At 70.5% G+C, this 21,425-nt stretch carries 17 protein-coding genes and 5 pseudogenes; 16 read left to right on the top strand and 6 right to left on the bottom strand.

Annotation, left to right across the window (positions count from 1 at the left end; genetic code table 11):
• Positions 1-334: 334 nt before the first annotated feature.
• Positions 335-1,579, top strand: a pseudogene (locus ABZV31_RS32310) (ATP-binding SpoIIE family protein phosphatase); the annotation flags it as partial.
• Positions 1,580-1,641: 62 nt separating this feature from the next.
• Here the strand turns inward: ABZV31_RS32310 and ABZV31_RS32305 are convergent.
• Together ABZV31_RS32305 and ABZV31_RS32300 are read right to left on the bottom strand one after the other, a co-directional pair.
• Positions 1,642-2,067 (bottom strand): hypothetical protein, encoded by a 426-nt coding sequence (locus ABZV31_RS32305; protein WP_355900432.1) that lies wholly within the window; start codon positions 2,065-2,067, stop codon positions 1,642-1,644.
• 360 nt (positions 2,068-2,427) lie between these two features.
• A complete protein-coding gene (locus tag ABZV31_RS32300; RefSeq protein ID WP_355900431.1) occupies positions 2,428-5,379 on the bottom strand; it encodes a hypothetical protein in 2,952 nt (983 codons plus the stop codon).
• A gap of 951 nt (positions 5,380-6,330) precedes the next feature.
• Between ABZV31_RS32300 and ABZV31_RS32295 the strand changes: the two are divergent.
• The 8 genes and pseudogenes from ABZV31_RS32295 to ABZV31_RS32260 all read left to right on the top strand — a co-directional run.
• Positions 6,331-6,443, top strand: a pseudogene (locus ABZV31_RS32295) (cold shock domain-containing protein); the annotation flags it as partial.
• Between the two features lie 161 nt (positions 6,444-6,604).
• Positions 6,605-8,113 (top strand): DEAD/DEAH box helicase, encoded by a 1,509-nt coding sequence (locus ABZV31_RS32290; protein ID WP_355900430.1) that lies wholly within the window; start codon positions 6,605-6,607, stop codon positions 8,111-8,113.
• Positions 8,114-8,675: 562 nt separating this feature from the next.
• On the top strand, positions 8,676-9,488 hold the full coding sequence (locus ABZV31_RS32285; protein WP_355900429.1) for a maleylpyruvate isomerase family mycothiol-dependent enzyme: 813 nt from the start codon (positions 8,676-8,678) through the stop codon (positions 9,486-9,488).
• Between the two features lie 602 nt (positions 9,489-10,090).
• Complete coding sequence (locus tag ABZV31_RS32280) at positions 10,091-10,423, top strand: hypothetical protein (protein WP_355900428.1); 333 nt, start codon at positions 10,091-10,093, stop codon at positions 10,421-10,423.
• A gap of 65 nt (positions 10,424-10,488) precedes the next feature.
• Positions 10,489-11,034: a hypothetical protein gene (locus ABZV31_RS32275; RefSeq protein ID WP_355900427.1), complete on the top strand. Its 546-nt coding sequence runs from the start codon at positions 10,489-10,491 to the stop codon at positions 11,032-11,034.
• Complete coding sequence (locus ABZV31_RS32270; RefSeq protein WP_355900426.1) at positions 11,031-11,378, top strand: helix-turn-helix transcriptional regulator; 348 nt, start codon at positions 11,031-11,033, stop codon at positions 11,376-11,378. The genes ABZV31_RS32275 and ABZV31_RS32270 overlap by 4 nt, the downstream gene beginning before the upstream one ends.
• 39 nt (positions 11,379-11,417) lie before the next feature.
• The gene (locus ABZV31_RS32265; RefSeq protein WP_355900425.1) at positions 11,418-11,726 is read left to right on the top strand and encodes a hypothetical protein; all 309 of its coding nucleotides are present in this window, start codon (positions 11,418-11,420) and stop codon (positions 11,724-11,726) included.
• Between the two features lie 103 nt (positions 11,727-11,829).
• A pseudogene (locus ABZV31_RS32260) lies at positions 11,830-12,013 on the top strand (precorrin-6A/cobalt-precorrin-6A reductase); the annotation flags it as partial.
• Positions 12,014-12,447: 434 nt separating this feature from the next.
• Here ABZV31_RS32260 and ABZV31_RS32255 read toward each other — a convergent pair.
• Complete coding sequence (locus ABZV31_RS32255; protein ID WP_355900424.1) at positions 12,448-14,169, bottom strand: MOSC and FAD-binding oxidoreductase domain-containing protein; 1,722 nt, start codon at positions 14,167-14,169, stop codon at positions 12,448-12,450.
• A gap of 260 nt (positions 14,170-14,429) precedes the next feature.
• Here ABZV31_RS32255 and ABZV31_RS32250 point away from each other — a divergent pair, with 260 nt between their 5' ends.
• From ABZV31_RS32250 to ABZV31_RS32240, 3 genes and pseudogenes are all read left to right on the top strand, one after another.
• Positions 14,430-14,867 carry a VOC family protein gene (locus tag ABZV31_RS32250; RefSeq protein WP_355900423.1) on the top strand — a complete coding sequence of 146 codons (438 nt, stop codon included), beginning with the start codon at positions 14,430-14,432 and terminating at the stop codon, positions 14,865-14,867.
• Positions 14,868-14,990: 123 nt separating this feature from the next.
• Positions 14,991-15,119: pseudogene (locus ABZV31_RS32245) on the top strand (LysR family transcriptional regulator); the annotation flags it as partial.
• Positions 15,120-15,294: 175 nt separating this feature from the next.
• A complete protein-coding gene (locus tag ABZV31_RS32240) occupies positions 15,295-15,984 on the top strand; it encodes a LysR family transcriptional regulator substrate-binding protein (RefSeq protein WP_355900422.1) in 690 nt (229 codons plus the stop codon).
• Here the strand turns inward: ABZV31_RS32240 and ABZV31_RS32235 are convergent.
• On the bottom strand, positions 15,951-16,466 hold the full coding sequence (locus ABZV31_RS32235) for a CGNR zinc finger domain-containing protein (protein WP_355900421.1): 516 nt from the start codon (positions 16,464-16,466) through the stop codon (positions 15,951-15,953). The genes ABZV31_RS32240 and ABZV31_RS32235 overlap by 34 nt on opposite strands.
• A gap of 37 nt (positions 16,467-16,503) precedes the next feature.
• On the opposite strand from ABZV31_RS32235, the gene ABZV31_RS32230 reads away from it, so the two are divergent.
• The 4 genes from ABZV31_RS32230 to ABZV31_RS32215 all read left to right on the top strand — a co-directional run bounded on the left by ABZV31_RS32230 (position 16,504) and on the right by ABZV31_RS32215 (position 19,772).
• Positions 16,504-17,172 carry a Na+/H+ antiporter NhaA gene (locus ABZV31_RS32230; RefSeq protein ID WP_355900420.1) on the top strand — a complete coding sequence of 223 codons (669 nt, stop codon included), beginning with the start codon at positions 16,504-16,506 and terminating at the stop codon, positions 17,170-17,172.
• 287 nt (positions 17,173-17,459) lie between these two features.
• Entirely contained in the window at positions 17,460-18,329 is an 870-nt protein-coding gene (locus tag ABZV31_RS32225; protein WP_355900419.1) for an alpha/beta hydrolase, read from the top strand.
• 79 nt (positions 18,330-18,408) lie between these two features.
• Positions 18,409-18,831, top strand: a complete 423-nt coding sequence (locus ABZV31_RS32220) for an ATP-binding protein (RefSeq protein WP_355900418.1) — start codon at positions 18,409-18,411, stop codon at positions 18,829-18,831.
• A gap of 80 nt (positions 18,832-18,911) precedes the next feature.
• Complete coding sequence (locus ABZV31_RS32215) at positions 18,912-19,772, top strand: DUF427 domain-containing protein (protein WP_355900417.1); 861 nt, start codon at positions 18,912-18,914, stop codon at positions 19,770-19,772.
• 238 nt (positions 19,773-20,010) lie between these two features.
• Here ABZV31_RS32215 and ABZV31_RS32210 read toward each other — a convergent pair whose 3' ends face one another.
• A complete protein-coding gene (locus ABZV31_RS32210; protein ID WP_355900416.1) occupies positions 20,011-20,223 on the bottom strand; it encodes a hypothetical protein in 213 nt (70 codons plus the stop codon).
• A 516-nt stretch (positions 20,224-20,739) separates the two neighbouring features.
• Positions 20,740-20,862: pseudogene (locus ABZV31_RS32205) on the bottom strand (transposase family protein); the annotation flags it as partial.
• Between the last annotated feature and the right edge of the window lie 563 nt (positions 20,863-21,425).

The raw sequence follows: 21,425 nt of genomic DNA, 5'->3' as shown, positions 1-21,425 counted from the left end.
CGTTGGGCGGTTCGGCCATGCGGGCACCCTGTGCGGCACCGCCGACAAACCGTCCCAGGCCATGGAGCCGGTTGCCGGTTGCCGGTTGCCGGTTGTCGGTTGCCTGTTGCCGGTTGAGTGTCGCGCCATTGACTTTCCGCTTATCCGTCCTGAGTAGCCTTGGGCCTACGGTGATCGGGAGCGCAGCCTGATGCCCGGTTCTGCTCCGCGTGTGTCGTGCCAGGCAGTGGCGTGATGAGGCCACCGCCGCAGGCAGCCGCCGCAGGGCAGCTGCCGCGGGACAGTCGAGACTGGGTGCCGGCGCGGCACACCGCGGGCGCGACGACTCACCGTTCCCTTCGACGAGGAGGAGCTGTCGCTGGCGGAGGAGCTGGTGGCTCGTGCCGCGGTCAGCATCGACAACGCCCGCCGCTACACCCGTGAGCACGCCCTGGCGGTCACCCTCCAGCGCAGCCTGCTGCCGCGGGCCCTGCCCGAGCAGAGCGCCCTCGAGGTCGGCTACCGCTACCTCCCCGCCCAGTCGGGCGTGAGCGGAGACTGGTTCGATGTGATTCCCCTGCCGGGCAGCCGGGTGGCGCTGGTCGTCGGTGACGTGGTCGGCCACGGCCTGCACGCCGCCGCCACGATGGGGCGACTGCGGACCGCAGTGCACAACTTCTCCACGCTCGACCTGCCGCCCGACGAGCTGCTGAGCCATCTGGACGACCTGGTCGGCCGCATCGACCAGGACGAGGCGAGCACGGAGATCGCCGCGGCCGTCGTGGGCGCCACCTGCCTGTATGCGATCTACGACCCCGTGACCTGCCGCTGCACCATGGCGCGCGCGGGGCACCTGGCGCCCGCGCTGGTGCGCCCGGACGGAGGCGTCAGCTTCGTCGACCTGCCGACCGGACCGCCGCTCGGCCTGGGGGGCATGCCGTTCCAGACGGCCGAGCTGGACCTCGCCGAGGGCACCCAGCTCGTCCTGTACACCGACGGCCTCATCGAGGACCGCACGCGCGACCTGGACGCGGGGATGGAACTGCTGCGCGATGCCCTGGCGGGCCACCCCGACCGGCCGCCGGACAAGAGCTGTCAGGCCGTGCTGGACGAGCTGTTGCCCAGCAGGCCCCAGGACGACGTTGCTCTGCTCATCGCCCGCACCCGTGCGCTGCCGCCCGGCCGGATCACCGAATGGGACGTGCCGCCCGACCCGGCCGCCGTCGCCAGGGTGCGCGTCGCGGCGTCCGACAAACTCGACGAGTGGGGCATGCCCGAACTCGGCTTCAGCACCGAACTCGTGCTGAGCGAGCTCATCACCAACGCCATCCGTTACGGTTGCGAGCCGATCCACGTGCGGCTGATCCACGATCGCACGCTGATCTGCGAGGTGGCCGACGGGAGCAGCACCTCGCCGCATCTGCGCTATGCCGCAACGACCGACGAAGGTGGCAGGGGCCTGTTCCTGGTGTCCCAGATGACCGAGCGCTGGGGCACCAGGTACACGCCCCAGGGCAAGGTGATCTGGGCGGAACAGGCATTGCCGGAGGTCACCGAGGGTCCCGGCCCGGCACCGGCCGACGCGGACGCGGTTCCTTAGGCCGGATGGGCAGCCGGGCCGAAAGCCCCGGCATCCTGCTGAGCAGCCCGGGCCGGGCGGCGTCAGCCGTGGAGTGTGTCGGGCTGGTGGTGGATGTTCTGGTTGCCGTGCTGGTTCATGAACACCCTGCCGTGGCCCGTGGCGTGGCCGTGCTGCTGGTACTCCGTCGTGGCGCCGGACCCGGGCCTGGGCAGCGCGGCGATCACGGACCGGAGTTCCTCGGCGGCACTGGCGTGCTCGTCCAGAAGGTCTTGGAGGCGGGCGCGCCAGGTACTGCGGGCCTCCGCCAGATCCCGGTCGCTTCCCGGTGCCCGCGCGGTTTGGCGCAGGGCGTCCAGACGGCGGGATGCCGTCCGGCTGCGGTCGGCGTCGCCGCGGCCGAGGAGCTGGACGAAGCGCTCGCGGGCGGTCTGCCAGGCGTCGGTGGAGGCGGCGCCGACAAAGGCCGTGGCCCCGGCTGAGGCGAGGTTGGACAGCCAGTCGGTCATGGATACGAGCCCAGCCGGCGGCCGCTTCGGTGGTGAGGCTGACCAGCCGGCCCCGGTCGTCGATGCGTGCGGTGAACGGCACGGACGCAACGCCGGCCGGTGGGGACGGTGCAGCCGGCGGCGATCAGAGGAGAGCGCCCCGGCCGGCCCGGCGGCCGGCAGGGCCCGTCCCGTCCCGTCACGTCCTGTCTCACCGATCCCAGCTCTCCGCAAAGCGTGGCCCACGATTCCTTCCTGCCCCCGGGGGTCGAGGAGTTCGTCGGCCGGGGGACCTCGCTGCACCTGCGCGGGCCGGTGCGCTGACGACCAGGGACCGGCGCGTTGAACGGAAAGCTCCTCAGGAGCGGCCCCCACCCGGGATCACTCGACGTGGCACACCGTGTGCGCGTCGGCGCCCTTGCCGCCCGGAGGCGCGGTGAGCGGCTGGTCGCTGCCCGCCGGCCGCCCGCACACGGTCGCCGACCGCACCTTGTTGCCTCGGTAGGTCACCCGCACGATCTCGTAGCCGTGTCCCCGCTGGTCGGCATAGGGCCGGCTGCCGGCGAAGCTGACCGTGCCGACCGGCAGGTTCGGGTTGGGGTGCCAGCGCAGGTCGGCCCAGGTCTCCGCGGCGGTCTGCGGGGCGTCGCCGTTCTTCGAGGCCCGGTACAGCACTGCTGTGGCGCTGTAGGCCAGTACCGTCTGGCCACTTGAGAACAGCGCGTCGGCCCAGGGCCGGGCAGGATCGGCGAGCGCGGTCGGGGCCGTGTTCGCGGGGAGCAGCCCGGTGACCGCGCGGTGGGCGTCGTCGTAGAAGTCGGTCACGCCGGCGAGGTCCATGGGGGCCAGTGCGAAGTGGTAGAGGGTGACCTGTGGCGGGATGCGAAGCTCCTCGCCTTCGTCGTAGTTGCTCTTCGCGAGGTCGTCACCGGTGAACACGGTGATGCTCCGGCCGGAGCAGCCGGGGGTGGAACCAAGTTGGGACATCAGGTTGGGCACGTCCTCCACCCGGCCCGCGAAGTACAGGGCCCTCGGCACCGGGCGACTCGCGCAGATCGCTTCGACCGGGGTGGTGAGTTCCGGTTCGCTGTTGGGGCTCAGCCGGTACGTCCGGGCGGGCAGCAGGGTGAAGTGTGCCTGGTCCAGCATGTCCTTGCCCACCCTGGCCTGTTCGGTCGTGTAGAAGTCCTTCTCGCTGCCGACCTGCCGGGAGAGCACCACGGCCCGCGCGCCGTGCTCGCGTTGGGCGAGTTGCCTGGCGACGACGTACAGGGCGTCCGCCTCCTCCTCGTCGGTGGCGGCCAGTCCGAACCAGTTCGACAACCGCCGCGCCAGATGGCTGCCGGAGTTGGTGGTGCTCACCACGGGCAGGCCCGCGCCCTTGAGGATCTCCCCGGCGGCTTTGCTCTCCGTGGTGTCGCGCCCCATGCCGACGACGCCGACGACGGACCGGTCGCGCCGGGCCAGGTCCGCGATGTGCTGGGCCATGGGCAGCACGTGGAGCATGTTCTCGCCGGCGTTGGCGAGCAGCACCCTTATCTTGGTCGGCTGGTGGGTGCTGACATTGGTGTAGTGCTGATAGAGGTAGACACCCGTGATCTCCTCAAGCCCCTTGCGGGTGTTGTCCTGGTCCGCCGCGGTGACCGGGCCGGCGTAGACGATCGTCACGTACTTGTCGTTCGAGCCGATCGCCGCGTTCTCAGCCCTGATCGCCTGCTCGACGGCGTCGAAGGTGACGCCTTTGCCGGCACCGGACAGTCCCAGGTCGTTGCCCGCGGCCAGCCGTACGTCCCCGGTGGCGACGCCCACGCACTGGCCGTCCATCATGACGGAGTCCGTGTTGGAGCCCAGCAGCCGGCCCTCGCAGTAGCGCTGGGCCATCCACCGGTTGCCCAGGAAGCCGAGGCCGAGGGCGATGGCGAGCACCACCGCCAGGCAGGGCCTGGACCACAGCAGCCAGGCAGTCGTACGGCGGATCCTGGTGGTGGAGTGCTGCGCGGAGTGCCGGCGGCGCAACTCGGCGGGGGACAGCGGTATCCACAGGATCCACGGCAGTGCGGCGGCCCGGCCGGGGGACTGGCCGACGTTGAGGTTGGTCACCCACTCCTGGTACCTGGCGTCCGCTCCGTAGGCCCGCTCCTCGTCGTCCTCCCCGGCGCCGTGGAGCGGTGGCGCGGGGGGCTGCCCGGGCTCCCCGGAGCCCGGCGGCCGCAGTCGCTCGGCCGCGGGGACGGCGGCCAGCATCAGCAGCGGGTCCACTTCGCTGCGGCGGCTGCGCACGTTGCTGATCGCCCGCAGCAACAGCAGGCCGCCGTCGTCCTCGGTGGCGCACGGCAGGTACACCACCGGCGGAACCGTGCGCTTGCGGCGGCGCAGGTCCAGGGTCCTCGGCCGGAAGTTGTCGCGCAGATCCTCGAGAAGTGCCAGCACCCGCAGCTCCAGGTGGAACTGGCGAGCCGTCACATCGCCCGTCTGGGCGGCGACCACCTGTTGGGCGACGGCGAAGGCCCGGCCGCGGATGGTCTCCCAGGACTTCGCCGGCCGCCACCGGGACCACTCGGCGGCCTCCGGCCGGTCGCTCGAGGGTGCCAGAAACGTGGTGGTCGCGAACCACCGGCTGGCTCTGCGCAGCCACAGCAGCGGCGGCGCGCTGCGCGCCAGCAGTTGTGCCACGCCGAACGCCGCCAGCGCCAGGGCGCCACCCCACACGGCCGTCTGCCAGCCGCCCTCGCCCAGCAGCACGCTCAGGCAGGCGATGAACATCGCCCCGACGAAACCGGACGGGTTCACCACGGCGCCGATGGTTTCCGCCAGCTCCGAGGCGCGGTTCTCCCTGTCGGCACCGTCGGGACCGCCTCCCGGCCGCCAGCGCAGCTCGGCCAGCCGTCGCATCAGGCGTTCGCGGCGCTGGGCGGTGGACCATACCGTGGTCACCTCCCCGCCGACCTCCGGCGCGGCCTGCTCGATAGCCCGCAGGAGCCGCGAGCGCGGAAAGGTGAACGGCTTGTACTGCGACTGGTTCTGGTTGTCCCAGGAGTGTTCGCACAGTTGGCGCACCATGTCGATCGCGGAGGAGTAAGCGTCCGGGCCGCCTCCGCCGTCCAGCCGCTTGGCGATCAGCCCCCGCGGCTGATGGCCCTGGCGGACGAACTCCACTACCTGCGCGACCCGTCGGTCGAGGGCGCCGGTCTGATCCTCCTCGGTGGCCTGCAGGACCACCAGCGGCGTCACCGGAGTGTTGTCCCGGAAGTTGTCGATGAGCCGTCTCATCAGTTCGAACACCGCGTCGGCCGCCTCGATCCCGGCGCTGCCGTTCCACACCTCTCTCGGCATGTGCTCCGCCCCCCGTCGCATCCGCCCAACCGGGCACCTGAATCCGATGGAGATACCCATACCGAAAAGGGACTGCACCGCTGAGACGTTCCGAATCTCTGACCGACCCGTTACGGAGCACATCAGTTCAGGTTCAAAAATGAGTACTTATGACTAAATTCATGCAGATTCTGCACGCCGGAAGTCGCTTGGTCTCCGCCCGTGCGGGCCGATCGGCTCGGCCATGAGGCCGACCACGGCAGTCGCGCGGGCATGGTGCCGGATCGTGCTCCGTGGTCGGGGCTGGTGGCCGCCGGTCTGGCCGGGGGCGGCGGTAGGCATGCCCGCATGCGCGGTCGGTGCTGCGCGGCAGCCCTGGGAAGCGGCCCCTGGGATGCGGACTTGTCGGCGTAGAGGGACAAGCGTTCAGCCCGGTACAGGGGGCCCTGACCGCAGTGGAGATGGCGGTTTTCATTGCGGGGCTGCGGGCCGCTCGGCGGTGGGCGGCACGGATGAGAACGGCGACCAGGACTGCGAGGTCCGCGGCCCCGACCGGATTGTCGGCGTAGCGTGTGGTCTGCAGCGGACCAACCTGGTCCAGCCGGCGTTCATGTCCTCCATGTCCAGATCATGTCCCGACCATGTCCCGACCGAGCCCGACGTGTCGGAGTCCAGGGCGTACGCCCGTCAGCTGCTCCGTCCGCGCGCTCCGCGCATCCCCCGTGTAACGGCGGCCGCTTCCGCATGGCATGGCCTCGCTCAACTCGCCCTCCCCGCTGTGCCCTTGGGCTCGGGAGATGAGACCGCCGAAGGACGGCGGGTGCCTTTCGTCAGGGCCGCAGCCGCCGTGAGCTCCTGGCAGCGGCCTGGCCCGAGACATGCTATCGTCCAAACGATCGGCTTTCGGTACCCAGAATCTTGTGCGCCTGCGAAATCTGCCTCAGGCGCCTTTTGTTTTCCCGGCGTATCCGGTTTTCCGATGCCGCCACCTCGGGCTTCCGCGAACTGCAGGAGGGACAGAAGGTCTCCTTCGACGTCATGTACGCCAGAAGAGCCCGCAGGCGGAGAACCTTGTCTCCGCCTGATCGCCGGTACGCGCTCCACACAGGCCGGGGTCCGCACGCGACGGCGCGGGTCTCGGCCTGCGTCTGCCCGCACATCCGCAAGTCTCCGTTCGCGTGGCACCCGGCCGTGAGTCCCAGGAAGCCCGTCCGTGAATCCGTAGGGAAGGAAAACCACACCTCGTATGACTCGATCCGAACGCCCCACTCGTCAGCAGCCGGGGAACTCTCGTGGCAGGGCCCGGGCGAATGGCTCCGGCAGGAGCCGCGGAAAAGGCAATGGCAAGACGCCTGCCCGTACCGCCGCCGCTGCGCAGGAATTCGCGATGCCGGAAACCGTCACCCCCGCGCTGCCCGCCGTCGAGTCCTTCGACGTACTGGACATGCCGGCCGCTCTGAAGAGGACCCTCACAGCCCAGGGTGTCACCGAGCCGTTCCCGATCCAGGGCGCGACCCTGCCCAACTCCCTCGCCGGGCGCGACATCCTCGGCAGGGGACGCACCGGGTCGGGCAAGACTCTCGCTTTCGGCCTCGCCCTGCTCGCGCGCACGGCCGGCCGCCGCGCCGAGGCCAGGGCACCGCTCGCGCTGGTCCTCGTGCCCACCCGCGAGCTCGCGCAACAGGTCACCGACGCGCTCACCCCGTACGCCACCGCCGTGAATCTGCGCGTCGCCACTGTCGTCGGCGGTCTCTCGATCAGCAAGCAGGCGGCCGCGCTGCGCCGCGGCACCGAGGTGCTCGTGGCCACACCCGGGAGGCTCAAGGACCTTCTGGACCGGGGCGACTGCATTCTGGACCGGGTATCGGTAACCGTGCTCGACGAGGCCGATCAAATGGCCGACATGGGGTTCATGCCGCAGGTTACGGCGCTGCTCCAGAAGGTCGAGCCGGGCGGCCAGCGGATGCTCTTCTCTGCGACGCTGGACAAGAACATCGACCGGCTCGTGCGCATGTTCCTGGCCGACCCGGTGGTGCACTCCGTCGACCCGTCGGCGGGTGCGGTGACCACGATGGAGCACCACGTTCTGTATGTCGCGGACGAAACCGACAAGAAGGCCGTGGCCGTGCGCATTGCCGCCCGCGACGGCCGGGTGATTCTGTTCGTGGACACCAAGCGCGGCGCCGACCGCTTCACCAAACGGCTGCTGGCCAACGGCGTTCGTGCCTCGGCCCTGCACGGCGGCCGCAGCCAGCCGCAACGCACCCGCACGCTCGACCAGTTCAAGAACGGACAGGTCACCGCGCTGGTGGCGACCAATGTCGCGGCGCGCGGCATTCACATCGACGACCTCGACCTCGTCGTGAACGTCGACCCGCCGACCGACCACAAGGACTACCTCCACCGCGGCGGCCGGACGGCCAGAGCGGGTGAGTCCGGCAGCGTGGTCACGCTCGTCCTTCCTGAGCAGGTGCGGGAGATGACGCGTCTGATGACGGAAGCGGGGATCAACCCGCGCTCGGCCAGGATCAAGTCCGGCGACGAGGTACTCGCCCGCCTCACCGGCGCCCGTGAGCCGTCCGGCATCCCTGTGACGATCGACGTGCCACAGCCCGCCGAACACCCGAGGCAGAAGCCGAGGGCGGGAGCGCAGTCGAGGGCTCGACGGCCGCAGCGGGGCGCGCAGCGTCGTGCGGCGGGCTCCGGCCGCCGCACCACCGGCACCGGCCGTTCCGGCGGCCGCGCAGCGGCCTGAACCGTGTTGCGGAGGGCCTGACCGTGTCGGAGGTCTTGGCCAACAGGTCGGATGCGGGATGAAGGATCCGGCGGTACCGTCAGGCCGCGCAGCAGCCGGTGCCACCCACCCGGCAACCGTTGCTTGTGGTCTTCGGGTCTCCGCCTGAGCGGCTGCGGACACGTGCGGATCGGTTCCCGACCCGGCCGTGGGCCGCCTTGGCGTGCGTGCTGACGGTCTGGTCGGCGACGGGGGGAGGGAAGGCTGTTGTCCCAGCCGCACGCGTGATACGTACGGCCTCCGTCGTCGGACGTCCGACGGGACGACGGAGCCGCCCGAGGAGCTCGTCGAGGAGCCGGAGGGCGGGCGAACCAGTCGACGGCCGCACGCACCTCACCCTGGCCCTTCTGCACAAGCCGCTCGGCGTGGTCTGCGAGTCCGCGGGCTCGCCCGACGGCGGCTTTGCGAGGGGCGCTTCCCCGGTCACCTCGTCCTCGAATTGCCTTCGAGTGCACTCCAAGGCAAATACTGCGTACCCGCCGCGGCTGACGCCCATGCGGCACGGACAAAGGAGCGAGGAACAGTGACCACCAGTGCACACCGGCAACGGCAGCCGCTGCCGTACGACCACTACGTGGACGCGATAGAGCGCGAAGCCGCCCGCTTCGCGGCGACGGTCGCCGCCGGGAAGCCCACCACGGCCGTCCCCACGTGCCACGGCTGGACGCTGGCAGATCTGACCCGGCATGTCGGATCGGTCCATCGGTGGTTCAGCGTTCTGCTGGTCCGACTCGACCAGGAGCCCCCGCGCAGCCGCCAGGTCGATCTGGATCTGCCGGCGAGCGAGGATGCGCTGGCCGACTGGTTCTCCGCCGGCCTGCCCCAGGTCTCCGCCGTCCTGCGGGCCACCGATCCCCAGGACGCCATGTGGGCCTGGGGTCCCGACCACCACGCACGATTCTGGGCCCGCCGGATGCTCTTCGAGACCCTGGTCCACCGCGTGGACGCCGAGCGGGCACTGGGCCTGAGCCCGACCATCGACCCGGCCCTCGCAGCCGATGGAGTGGACGAGTTCTTGGTCAACCTGCCCTACGCGGGATCGTTCGCACCGGACGTGGCGAAACTGCGTGGAACCGACGAAGCGATCAGGTTCCAGTCCATCGACCCCGACCCCGACCCCGACGCCGCCGGCGACTGGGTCGTACGGTTGCGCCCCGACGGGTTCGGCATCGAGCCCGAGCCCGAGCCGGTGCGGCCGGAGCAGGCCCGTGTCCGCGGCCGGGCAGCGGACCTGCTCCTGCTCATCTACGGCCGGATGACCTACAGCGACGGGGCCTTCGACGTGTGGGGAGACGAACAACTGCTCACCCGCTGGTTCACCCACTCGACGTTCTGAGACCGCGGTGAAGCGGGCGCTCGGCAGGCGTGACGCCCCCCATGGGCGCGGGAACCAGACCCGGCTGCCACGCCGTGCCGCGCGTCCGCCACGCCGTGCCGCGCGTCCGGCAAGGCCGCCGGACCCCCGACCGGGTTCAATGGTCCTGCGCCAGCACGCGCACGCCCTGCTTGAGTCACCGGCAGCGTCGTGCTCGGCGTCGATCCGGCCGCCACACCCTGACCGGTTCCCGCCGGTGGCGGACCGGTCCCAGCGGGGCCCGGCCACCACCGGCAGGTGAGCGGCGGGACCGAAGGTTTCCTCGGGGAAGGGCGAGTCCAGGCCAGGAACCGGGAATGAGCCCGAGTCGAACCTGTGAGTTATGCGGTGGCGCCCTCGTCGCGAGGGCGCACGGCGGCCGGCCGGCCCGCTACTGCTCCAACGCGTGCAGACAGCGGGCGTTCCGGCAGCGGTCGGCCCTGCGGAACTCACCCCGGGGCGCGTCCCTCGCCTCTTTCTCCGCCGCGTCGGCCTTCTCGACCGCGTCTGCGCCCTCCGCGGCGTCGGCTCCCGCCCCCGCGAGCGCCCGCGGAAGCGGCCTGCCACGGGCACTCGACTCCTTCGTGGGGCGCCGACAGGAGCTGTCGCGCCTGCGGACGCTGATGAGGACCGCGCGGCTGCTCACCGTCACCGGTGCCGGCGGGGTGGGCAAGACGCGGCGGGCCCTGGAGCTTGCTGGGCGCTTGCGGGGCGGCACCGGCGACGTCGGCCTCGTCGAACTCGACGCACTGCACGACGGCTCCCTGCTCGCCCAGTTGGCCGCCGCACTTGCCGTCGGCGAGCGGGCGGGACGGACCGGCGCCGGCGTCCTGGTGCACGCGATCGGCGACGCGCCGCGGCTGACAGCTGTGAGCACCTGGCCGAGCCGTGCGCCCGGCTCGTCGCAGCCCTGCTGAGCCGCTGCCCCCGGCTGCGGATCCTGGCGACCAGCCGGGAGGCCCTCCGCGTACCCGGGGAGGTGGTGTTCCGACTCGGTGAGCTCCCCTTGGCCGGGGCCGGCGACGAGGACGACCCGGCGCTCCTGATCAACGCCGACGCCATCCAACTCTTCGCCGAGCGCGCCGCGGCCCGCGCACCCGGATTCGCGCTGAACCGCGCCAACGCCCGCACCGTAGCCGAGATCTGCCGGCGGCTGGACGGTCTGCCGCTCGCCGTCGAACTCGCGGCGCGCCGGGGCGGGACCCTGTCACTGACCGACATCCTGACGGGCCTGGACGACCAGCTGTCCCTCCTGGCGGACGGGAGCAGGACCGGGCCCGGCCGCCATCGGGAGCTCTCCGCGGCGATCGACTGGAGTCACCGGCTGCTCGATCCGATGGAGCAGGCCGTCTTCCGGCGCCTCCATGCCCTGTACCCGTGGAGGGGCTGGCCATCGTGGCGGCCGAACGGGGGGACATGCCACGTGCGCTGCGTCTGTACGAGGCCACTGCCCGGGCACGCCGTCGGCTGGACACCGAGCCAGAGGCCCCGTGGCGGCTCCGGGTGGAGCAGACGGCGGAACGTGTGAGGTCCCGGCTGTCGCCGTCCGCGCAGGACGCGGCCGTCGTGGGCGGGCGCCGACTGCGCGGGGAAGGGCTCGTCGCGTACGCCCTCCGGGGCCTGGGCGGCGGCCGGGAAGGCGACACCTCCCCGGCCGCGGGTGTACAGGTGCCGCTGACGGCACGGGAGTTCACCGTCGCCGAGCTCGTCGCCGAGGGCCTGACGAACCGTGAGATCGCCGGCCGGCTCGGCCTCTCCGCCCGGACGGTGGCCACGCACCTGGACAAGGTCCGCGACAAGCTGGGGCTGCGCTCCCGCACGCAGATCGCCCTCTGGACGGTGGAGCGGGGGTGCCGGCGGGGCTCTCCCTGATGTCGCCCCTCCCGGGAACCAGGGCGCGTAGCCCCCGGCGTGTCGTTGGCCAGCGGCTTACCGCCTCGTCCTCAATCGCCGGGCGCGTGGCAGTTCGGCATCGAGGAACTGGACTCCGGCGACTGGATCTTCCACACCCGCGGCGCGGACCGGGCGAGCGGCTTCCTGGAGGGCACCGCCGACGGCTTCACCTTCGACCAGGGCGGCAAGCTCTGGTACAGCATGCAGGAAAGGGTCGCCGCCTGGATCATCGCCCACGGCGGATCCGCGAGGGTCATGCCCAAGGAAGGCGGTCGACTCAGGTGGTCGATGGTGCGGGCGCTGCTGCGTCTGCCGACGGAGATCTGAGCGGTGGCGAGAGACCGACGACCGCCGCTCCCGTCATGTGACCGCGTTTCGGAGCAAGCCCCCGGAGCCTGCCGGCGAGCACGGACCTCCTACGCTCGACCCCATGTCCCCGCACGTCCTCGTCCTCGTCGGCGCCACCGAGGCACGCGCCCTGGTCCGCCGAGCTGGCGGCGCGCCCCGGCGTACGGGTGACCACGCCGCTGGCGGGGCGCGTGTCCCGGCCGGAGACGCTCGAAGGGGACGTACGGATCGGCGTGTTCGGCGGGGCGGAGGGACTGGCCGAGTGGCCGATCGAGTGGCCGATCGAGCAGCACGTTGCGCGGACCGCGCCGGGCGACACGGCGACTCTGCCGGTCCGTGACGTCCTGCAGGAGCTGCCGGTAAAGGACGAGAGCCGGGCCGGCTACGAGCGCTCGAAGTTCCGGCACTGGGATCGATGCGGACCGAGACGGCTGCAGTATCCGCGCAGATATCCTCCTGGAGGAGGCCGTCACCACCCCCTCGCGGGGCCCGAACTGCACGCTCACCGGCGCGACTTGGTACAGCCAGCACGACGACCGCTGCTTCGACCGTGCTCGTCTCCTGGACGTCGACGACTGGCTGCGGAGGGCAGCCCGCGTCCGCCACGGGCCGGCCGAGCCAAGAGAGAACGCCTCGTCGTTGTGGCCCGGCCCTTCGGCCACACGCAGACCTCGCCTCGATGCGCGCCCAGACCGTGCGGTCAGAGGTCGAGGACGACTTCGGAGGTCGGTTGGCTGCAGCACACCAGGATGGTGCCGGAATCGGGTGGCTCTAGCGGCGGGGTGGTGTAGGTGATGTCGCCCGAGACCAGGGGGGTGATGCACGTGTGACAGACGCCGGTCCGGCACGACCAGCGTGTGGGGATGTCGCAGGCCTCGGCGAGCTCCAGAAGTGACGCACGGCCCGGTGGCCAGGGGGTGCTTATGCCGCTGCGGGCGAAGGTGACGAGCGGTCCGGTGCCCGTGGGGCCCGGTGGCTGGTGCGGCCGGACCGCGCCGGTCGGCGTGATGCCGGGGTTGATGGCGGGCAGGGCGCTGAACGCTTCCGTGTGGATCCGCTCGGGGCGCAGGCCGTGATCGCGCAGGTAGCCGCTGAGGTCGTCCATGAAGGCGGGCGGGCCGCAGAGGTAGGCGTCGGCGTCAGGAGGAATGCCGATGTCCGCCAGCGATGGGGCGGTCGGACGGCCCCGGCTGATGTGGGGCTCGTCGGGATGTGGGGCGGGTTCGTCCGCTGCGGTGTAGTAGACGTGCTCGTGGGCGTGCGGGAGCTGCGCCACGAGCGCGTGGGCCTCGTCCGCGAAGGCGTGTTGAGCGCGGCCGCGGGCTGTGTGGATCCACCAGACAGGGCGTGTGTCGCGCACGGCGGCGAGTTGGTGGAGCATGGCCAGCACGGGGGTGGCGCCGATCCCTGCGGAGATGAGGACGACGGGGCTGGTGCCTTCTTCCAGTACGAAGGTCCCGCGCGGGCTTGCGATGTCCACGAGATCCCCGGGGTGGAGGCTGGCGTGGAGATAGCTGCTCACGTGCCCATGGGGCTCGTGCTTGACGCTGATGCGGTAGGTGTCGGCTCCGGGCGCGGAGGACAGGGAGTAGCTGCGCACTGCGGGGGTGGCACTGCCGGTGGCAATTCGGATGGACAGGTACTGGCCGGGGCGGCCCTCGGGCAGCGGTGTGCCGTCGGTGGTGGCCAGGTAGATCGACGAGACTGTGGGCGTCTCGGGGACGATGCGGGCGACGCGCAAGGTCTTGAAGCCCGGCCAACCGGGTACCTGTCCGGGCTGCTGGGCGCCTGCGAGTTCGCGGAAGGACTGCTGCCACCCTGGGCTGAGGGCGGGGATGTTGAGTGCTCTCTGCAGCTTGGTGGGGTCGCGGCCGGGGAGGTAGAGCAGCGCGTCGGTGTCGGCGACGCTGAGTTCTTCCGGGCCCTTGCGGGTGAGGGTGATCTCGTCGCCGGCTTCGACGTATCCCTCGGTGATGACGCGCAGGTAGAAGCCGGGGCGGTGGTGGGCGACCAGGAGGGAGGCCATGGCGGGTTCGCCCAGGCGCATGCCGACGCGGTAGCAGGTGACGCGAGGCTGGGTGACTTCGAATTCGGCTTCGCCGATGCGGTACCGGTCGCCGATGCACACCTCGTCGTCGGGCAGGCCGTCGACGGTGAAGTTCTCCCCGAAGTTCCCGAAGGCCAGGTCGTCGCGGCCGAGCTGCTTTTGCCAGTACCGATAGGACTGCAGTTGGTAGACGAGGATGGCGCGCATCTCGCCTCCGTGCCCGGCCAGGTCTCCTTGGCCGTCTCCGTCGATGTTCAGCCGCCACACCATCCGGGGGCCGCGCACGGGTGCCTTCCACGCGCCGGTGTGGACGGTCTTTCCCTGCCAGGAGACGTCCTTGGGCATCCCTACGTTGACGGACAGCAGCGTCGCCATTGCGGTTCTCCTGCGGGGGTGGCTGACCGGGAAGCAGTCCCTGACGTGGTGATCTGTGTACTGAGCTCGATCCTAGTTCTTCGGCCGGTGCTGCCGCGATTGTGTGATCATGAATCTTTTGAGGCATCCCCTGAGATTTTTTGAATGAACGAGACGGGTGCGGGAATGTGAGCACCCATTCGTCTTTCCTCAGCTTTTCGTTCAAATCGCGCATGACTGCGTGGTGGCGGGGTGGTGGCGCGCGGCGCCAGAATGATCACATGGAATGCAAGCTCGAGGTCGTCATCCTGCCCGTGAGCGGTGTTGACCGCTCACTGGCCTTCTACACCGAGCGGCTGGGCTTCCGCCTCGACGTGGACTACGGGCCCAGCCCCGATTTCCGCGTCGTGCAGCTGACGCCCGAAGGTTCCGCGTGCTCGGTGCAGATCGGGGTCGGTCTCACCGACGCCGAGCCCGGCTCGGTGCGGGGCCTGTATCTGGTGGTCCCTGATCTCGAAGCCGCGCGGGCCGAGCTGGTGGACCGAGGCGTCGACGTCGGGGAGATCAAGCACAAGGCACCGGTCGACACGTGGAAGGGCGGCTTCGCGCCCGGCGTTGATCCGGAGCGTCGCGACTACGCGAGCTTTGCGGTGTTCGCTGACCCCGACGGCAACGCGTGGGCTTTGCAGGAACGCGGGTTTTCGCCCCTCGTGAGGTGAAGCCGCTACCTGCGGCTCCATGACCTTTCTGCATGTTTTCAGGACCCTTGCCCGCTCATTCCGGCTCGGTGGCCCGGCGGCGCGGTCGGGTACGCCCGCGATCGATCTCTAGGATTCACGAATATGGCCGCTTTGCGGGCGCTGGAGTGTTTGGTTGCTTTGGTCAACGAGGGTTCGGTGACCAAAGCCGCGGGCGTATTGCACATGTCGCAGCCGGCGCTGTCCCATCAGATAGCGGCATTGGAACGGGAGCTGGGCACCCCGGTCGTGGAGCGGCTCGCCCGGGGCATCCGGGTCACGGCAGCCGGCCAGGCCGTGTCCGAGGAAGCGCGCGTGGCCCTGGCGGCCGCGTCTCGTGCGGTCCAGGTGGGGCGGCGCGTCGGGGGAAGGGCTGGGCGGCCGTCTGCGGATCGCGTGCGCGGAGACGATGACGGCCTGGCTGCTCGTACCGGTGCTGCGGCGCCGGCGCACGCGCCGGCCCGATGTCCAGCTGGACCTCACGGAGTTCACCAGTGCGGACCGCATGGTCGAGCACCTGATGGCCGACGGCACGGACCTGGTGGTGGGGCCCGAGCCAACGACCACCTCCGCTTACGTGGAGGTGCTGGGCCGCGAGAAGACGGTGGTCGTCGCCTCGCCCGGCCACCCCTTCGCGGACCGGGAGTCCGTCGCGGTGCAGGACATCGCCGGCGAGCCGTTCGTGCACTACGACCCGGAGAACGGGATGGGCGTGTGGATCGACCAGCTCGTCGCGGCCCGACAAACAGCCCTGACCGTCGTGTTGAGGACGCACAGCCCGCGGATCGCCGCCCAGTTGGCGGGGGCCGGCATGGGGGTGACCATCGTGGCGGTGTCCGCGTTGGCGGGACGGCCCTCCGTCGTGGTGCGCCGTGCCGAACCGCGTGTGCACCGCGACATCCTCGCCCTCACGATGGTTCCTTCCGACGCGCTGGTCCGCAGGTTCGTCGCTGACTTGCCGAGTCGGGGGCTGCCCCGGGTCAACACCGCAGCGGGGGACCGGTCGGCGGAGGTCGTGCTGCGGAGGGCTGAGCCCCGCCGCCTGCCTGGAGGGTGCCGGAGGTGTTACCCGGCTGCGCCGTCGCGGGTGCGGTGGTAGTGGCGCCGGGCCTTCATCCGGTTGCCGCAGACGGCCATCGAGCACCAGCGGGCCTTGTTGGTCTTGCTGCGGTCGAGGAGGAACCGCCGGCACTCCGGGTTGGCACACGGCCGCAGTCGCCCTGGCATCGTCTCCTGCAGCGCGCTCCAGGTCATCACGGCCTCCACCGCGATCCGACGCTCCTCGGGCACATCGAGCTGCCAGGACACCCCCGCAGGCGTGATCTGCGGGCGGGAGGTGACGCCCTCCAGGAGCGCAGCCAGCGACGTGGCCGGCCGGCTGCCGCGCACCACGCCCTGGAGCGCGTCCCGGGCCTGCAGGAGGTTCCGGTGCTCGTCTGCGGTGCCGCTGCCGCCGTGCGCCCGCTGCCAGGGCCTGGCCGCTTCCGGGTCCGCCAGTTGGTCCTGGACGCTGCCGTTGACCACCGGCGTGCTGTTGAGGAGCTCCAGCAGTGCGTCCTGCTGCTCTCGATCGGCCACCATCGGCCTCCTAACCGGATTGGCTTGCTTGACAGGTTACATGAACCGTGGGGGGCCGTGTCGACCGACAGCGCCCTGGCACTCGGCGTCTTCAGCTGATGGCCCGCCGTCTCCCGCGCAGGATCCGGACCTTCCCTGCTCACGCTGTTCGTCGTCGTTCGTCGTCGACGACCTGGTCGCGTTTCTGGTGATCGCTGCCTTCTACAGCCATCACATCCGCCCGGTCCCACTGACCGTCGCCGCCGCGGCCTTCGCAGTCGTCCTCGCCGGCCGCACACCGCGCCTGCGCCATCGTGGCTGCCTCGTCGTCGCGCTGGGCGCCACGATGTGGGCCGGACTGATGGCCGGCGGCGTCGACCCGGTGGTCGCAGGCCTGGCGGTCGGCCTGGTCACCTACGCCTACGCTCCCATGCGCACCGACCTGGAGCGCGCCACCGGCCTGGTGCGGCTGTTCCGCGAACAGCCCAGCTCTCAGCGTGCCCGCTCCGCGCACGCGGGGGAGCCGAGCTCTCCCGCGCGCTGCCGGCACCCGATGACCGGTTCTGCGTCCTGCGCCGGGCCGCGCGCCGGTACCGGGCCCGAGAGCCCCGCCACCTCTCCCGCCCCCGCCGCGCAGGCCGCTGGCTCGCACCTCCCGCCGGCACCAGGTCGGCGCCCGACCACCTCAGGCCTGCCGGCCACGAAAGCCCGGGAGCGCCGGCCGACATGATCCCGATGCCGCGCGAGACCGGCCGGTCGGCACCGGCCGGTTGAGCGCGCACGGCAGCCGGGGGCTGCACTGGCTCAGGGCTGTCCAAGGGAAGAGGCTTGAGTTGGGCGCCCGGTCTGCTCGGCCCTGGAGCCGGCCTCCTGGCCGACGCGAGCGCGTCCTGCCCGGGCGCGGGGGCGTCCCGCCGCAAACCGCCCAACCTAACCGGTAAAAATGTATTAACGGGTTAGGTTGAGTGTGGGCGACCGGCTTTATAACCACTAAATCTCTATAGAGGGGTTAGGAAGATGCATTCCGCAGTCCACCACCGCACCGCCACCGTCAACGGCCTCGAGGTCTTCTACCGGGAGGCCGGCGACCCCCAGACACCCGCCCTGGTGCTGCTCCACGGCTTTCCGACCAGCTCGCACATGTTCCGCCACCTGATCCCGGCGCTCGCCGACCGCTACCACGTCATCGCCCCCGACCACATCGGCTTCGGCCAGTCGGCGATGCCCTCCCTGCAGGACTTCCCCTACACCTTCGACGCTCTCACCCAGGTCACCTCCGGCCTGCTCCAGTACCTGGGCAGCGACCGGTTCGCGATGTACGTCCAGGACTACGGCGCCCCCATCGGCTGGCGGCTCGCGCTCCAGGCCCCGGACCGCATCACCGCGATCATCACCCAGAACGGCAACGCCTACGTCGACGGCTTCGTCAAGCCCTTCTGGGACGGCGTCTTCGCCTACGCCCAGGCGCCTGGACCGGACACCGAAGCCCCCATGCGCGGCGCCCTGACCGCCGAGGTCACCCGCTGGCAGTACGTGAACGGAGTCGCCGACCCCAGCCTGGTCAGCCCCGACAACTGGGTCCACGACCAGGCGCTGCTGGACCGGCCCGGCAACGACGAGATCCAGCTCAAGCTCTTCCGCGACTACCCGACCAATGTCGACCTCTACCCGCAGGTCCACCAGTACTTCCGCGACTCCCAGGTCCCGCTCCTGGCGGTCTGGGGCGCCAACGACGAGATCTTCGGCCCCGCGGGCGCCAAGGCGTTCAGCCAGGACCTGCCAGGCGCCGAGATCCACCTGCTCGAGTCCGGGCACTTCGCCCTGGAGAGCCACCTTCCCACCATCACCCAGCACATCCGCGACTTCCTCGGCCGCGTCCTCGCCTGACGCGCCAGGGGTCGAGGCTGCGGCGGCCGGGAGCCATGCAAGCCCCTTCTCCCGCCGCAGCCGGCAAAGGACCCCCGCCATGCGACACCTCGCACAGCACGCCTTCAGCTCCCCCCCCAAAACCGTCCGGACCGCCCGCGCATTCGCGATGCAGGCCCTCGACTCCTGGGGCGGCTGCCGACGCCGCGACGACATCCGGGCATGCGTCTCGGAACTGGCCGGCAACGCCATCCTGCACGCAAGCCCGGACGGCCGCACCTACCTGGTCCGCATCATCCGGCACTCCCACTGCCGCCACGTCGAAGTCCACGACAGCGCGCGCCAGTCCAGCGTCCGCATGCCGCCTCCCTCCCTGCCGGGGGAAACAGGACGAGGCATGCACATCGTCCAGGAACTCTCCGACGACTGGGGAGTCCAGACCGCCGCCGGTGACGGCAAGGCCGTCTGGGCCTGCTTCCGCCGTCCCGAGGCCCTGGTCTCCCGCTGCTCCTGCGAGCACTGACCCGGCAAAGACACCACCCCACCCACACACCCCCGGGGTGCAGCACCCTTGCCGCACCCCGCACCCGGAAGGAACACACCATGGGACTGTCCTGGCAGCAAGGGCCCCTTTCCGCAGGCGCGATCGGCCACTTCCTCACCCCCGACCCCCTGCCGCAGCGCCTGCTGTTCGCCGAGCGGCTGCGCCGCCGTATGCGCGTGCAGTTCAACGACACCTGGATCGCCGACAGCGAGAACGTGATCCTGCTGCACGAGCCGGGCCGCTACCCGGTCGCCTACTTCCCCCGCGAAGACGTGGACCCGCGGGCCCTGGTCGCAAGCGGCAAGGTCACCCAGCACAAGGACCTCGGCGACACCACCTGGTACGCGGTGCAGGCGGGCGACCGCACCACCGAACGCGCCGCCTGGGAGCTCACCGCGCTGCCCGAGCACGCCGTCGAGCTCCAGGGCCGCATCGCCTTCGCGTGGCGCGCGATGGACGCCTTCTACGAGGAGGACGACCGCCTCCTGGGACACGCCGCGGACCCGTACCACCGCATCGACATCCGCAACACCTCCCGCACTCTGGAAGTGCGCCTGGGCGACATCGTGGTGGCCCGCTCCGAGCACCCCGTCGTGCTCTACGAGTCCGGCTTCGCCCCGCGCTGGTACGTCCCGCGTTCCGACATCGACGCCAGCCGGCTCAGCGCCGTCGAAGGACAGACTTTCTGCCCCTACAAGGGTCTGTGCGACTACTACGACATCGGCACCGCCCACCGCGCCGCCTGGTCATACCGCAACGCCTACAGCGAGGTCGGCCGGATCGGCGACCTGGTGTCCTTCGAACCGGACCAGGTGGAGGTCTACCTCGACGGAAAACGGCTGGAACTCGAGCCCGGGCAGAAGATCGTCCCCCACGGCGTCGACCGCGGTCTGGACGTCGACGAAATCAGGCACCACTGATCCCTCTGACGGCGCGAAACACGCGGTGCGCACGCATGATCGGGCCGAACATCGGGGCGGCAAGCGATCCGTTGGAGTACAGGCCGGGCAACACGGCCCCTCGGCAGTCCGTCATCCAGCCTTCGAAGGCGCCTTCCACACCGGCTCCTCGGCCCGTGCTACCGCGGCGATCGACCGTGATCCCTCGTCGACGCCAATGGGACGGCCAGTGAGGATGATCTGGCTGGCGACCTCACGGTCATCCGAGGTCCTGCACCACATGTTCGGCCGCCTGATGCTCTGCGGCGGCGGGGTCCAGCTCGCTCACGCTCAACAAGTCCGTGTCGTCGCTGAGGTGCCTCTCCCATGCCTGAGCCATCTGCTCCTGTTTCTCCCGAGGCAGCTCCCGGACGCGCTCCTGGCTGGCCGGTGACAGCGCGTGCAAAAAGCGCGTGACGGTGTCGAACTCCATGTTTCCTCCAACGGTTTGGTGCGGGCACTGCCCTCAATGTCCGGCACATCAGGTTGCGGGCTGCGACTGCTGTCGTGCCCGCATGCCAGAGGTCGGGTCGAATGGCCAGATATACGCGGGCTCCGGCGAGCATGGCGAGTGTGCCGCCGAGGCTGTGCCCGGGTGAACCACAAGCTCTGTTCCCTTGGTGCGCGGCTCGGCGAGAGCGTCCTGAGCGTCCGGGAAGATCGATCAAGGGCGAAGCCGTAGGGCCTTCTCCTTGTAGGCCCCGGTCGGCTGTCTGTGCCGGCATGCAGGCGTGCTCCAGTCTAGCCGTGCGGCGCGGTGATCGAACGAGGCGGGAACGGCCACGGGGCGTACTCCTGTTTGATGAGCGGACCACGGACGGCCAGCAGACACCCACCCGTCCATGTCACGGACCGTAACGAAAGACGTGGCGGGCGTCGTGCACCGAGGAAGCCGACACACCGGCGGTCACCCCAAGAGACTTGCTCACCAACGTTCCGCCATCCGGTGGGCGAGCTGCCTCATCGTCAGGTTCGTGCGGTAGTAGACCGCCGCCAGCAGCACCCGATCGGCCAGCGGCAACCGCCACGGACGCCCCGTCCACACCCGCTCAGCCCGCAACGCCCCACCCATACACGGGAAATGGCCTGATCGCGGCCTTCTGCAACACGTTTGAAGGCTGTCCCGCAAGGGATCTTCCTCGGCGTTCGAAGGGTCGCTGGAAGGAGCCCGGCATGAGTCCGCGTGGCGCGGAGACAGGAGGGCAAGCGGACTGCGCTGCTCCAACGACTGCCAATCCGGCAGTTCCTGCAGCAGCAACGACAGAGGCACGCAGACCCCCGCCTACTCCACTGTCTCACAGCGCAGTCCTGCCGAACGTTGGTTCCGCGTTGGCTGAGAGGTCAAGAGGCCGAAGGGCAGCTGTCGTTCGCGCTTGGCCTGGTCGGTAGTTCACTGGTTCGCCTCGGCGGCGATGGTCTGCAGGAGCCGTCTGCAGGAGCCTCGTGGCGGCTTGTGCGACATCGGGATCGATCCACTCCGCCAGTTCCTGGAAAACACGTTGACCCGCCAGCACTGCTTGCTGTGCTGCTCCTTCCCACCCAACCTGCCGTGCGCAGTGGTGCTTTCGGGGCGGGGATCCGCCGCGGCTGTGATGGCGGCCGATCAGTTCACCCAGATCGCCAACGGCCTACTCC

The organism is Streptomyces sp. NPDC005202 (assembly GCF_040608235.1).
GTDB lineage: Bacteria > Actinomycetota > Actinomycetes > Streptomycetales > Streptomycetaceae > Streptomyces.
This window is presented reverse-complemented; position numbering and strand designations above follow the sequence as displayed.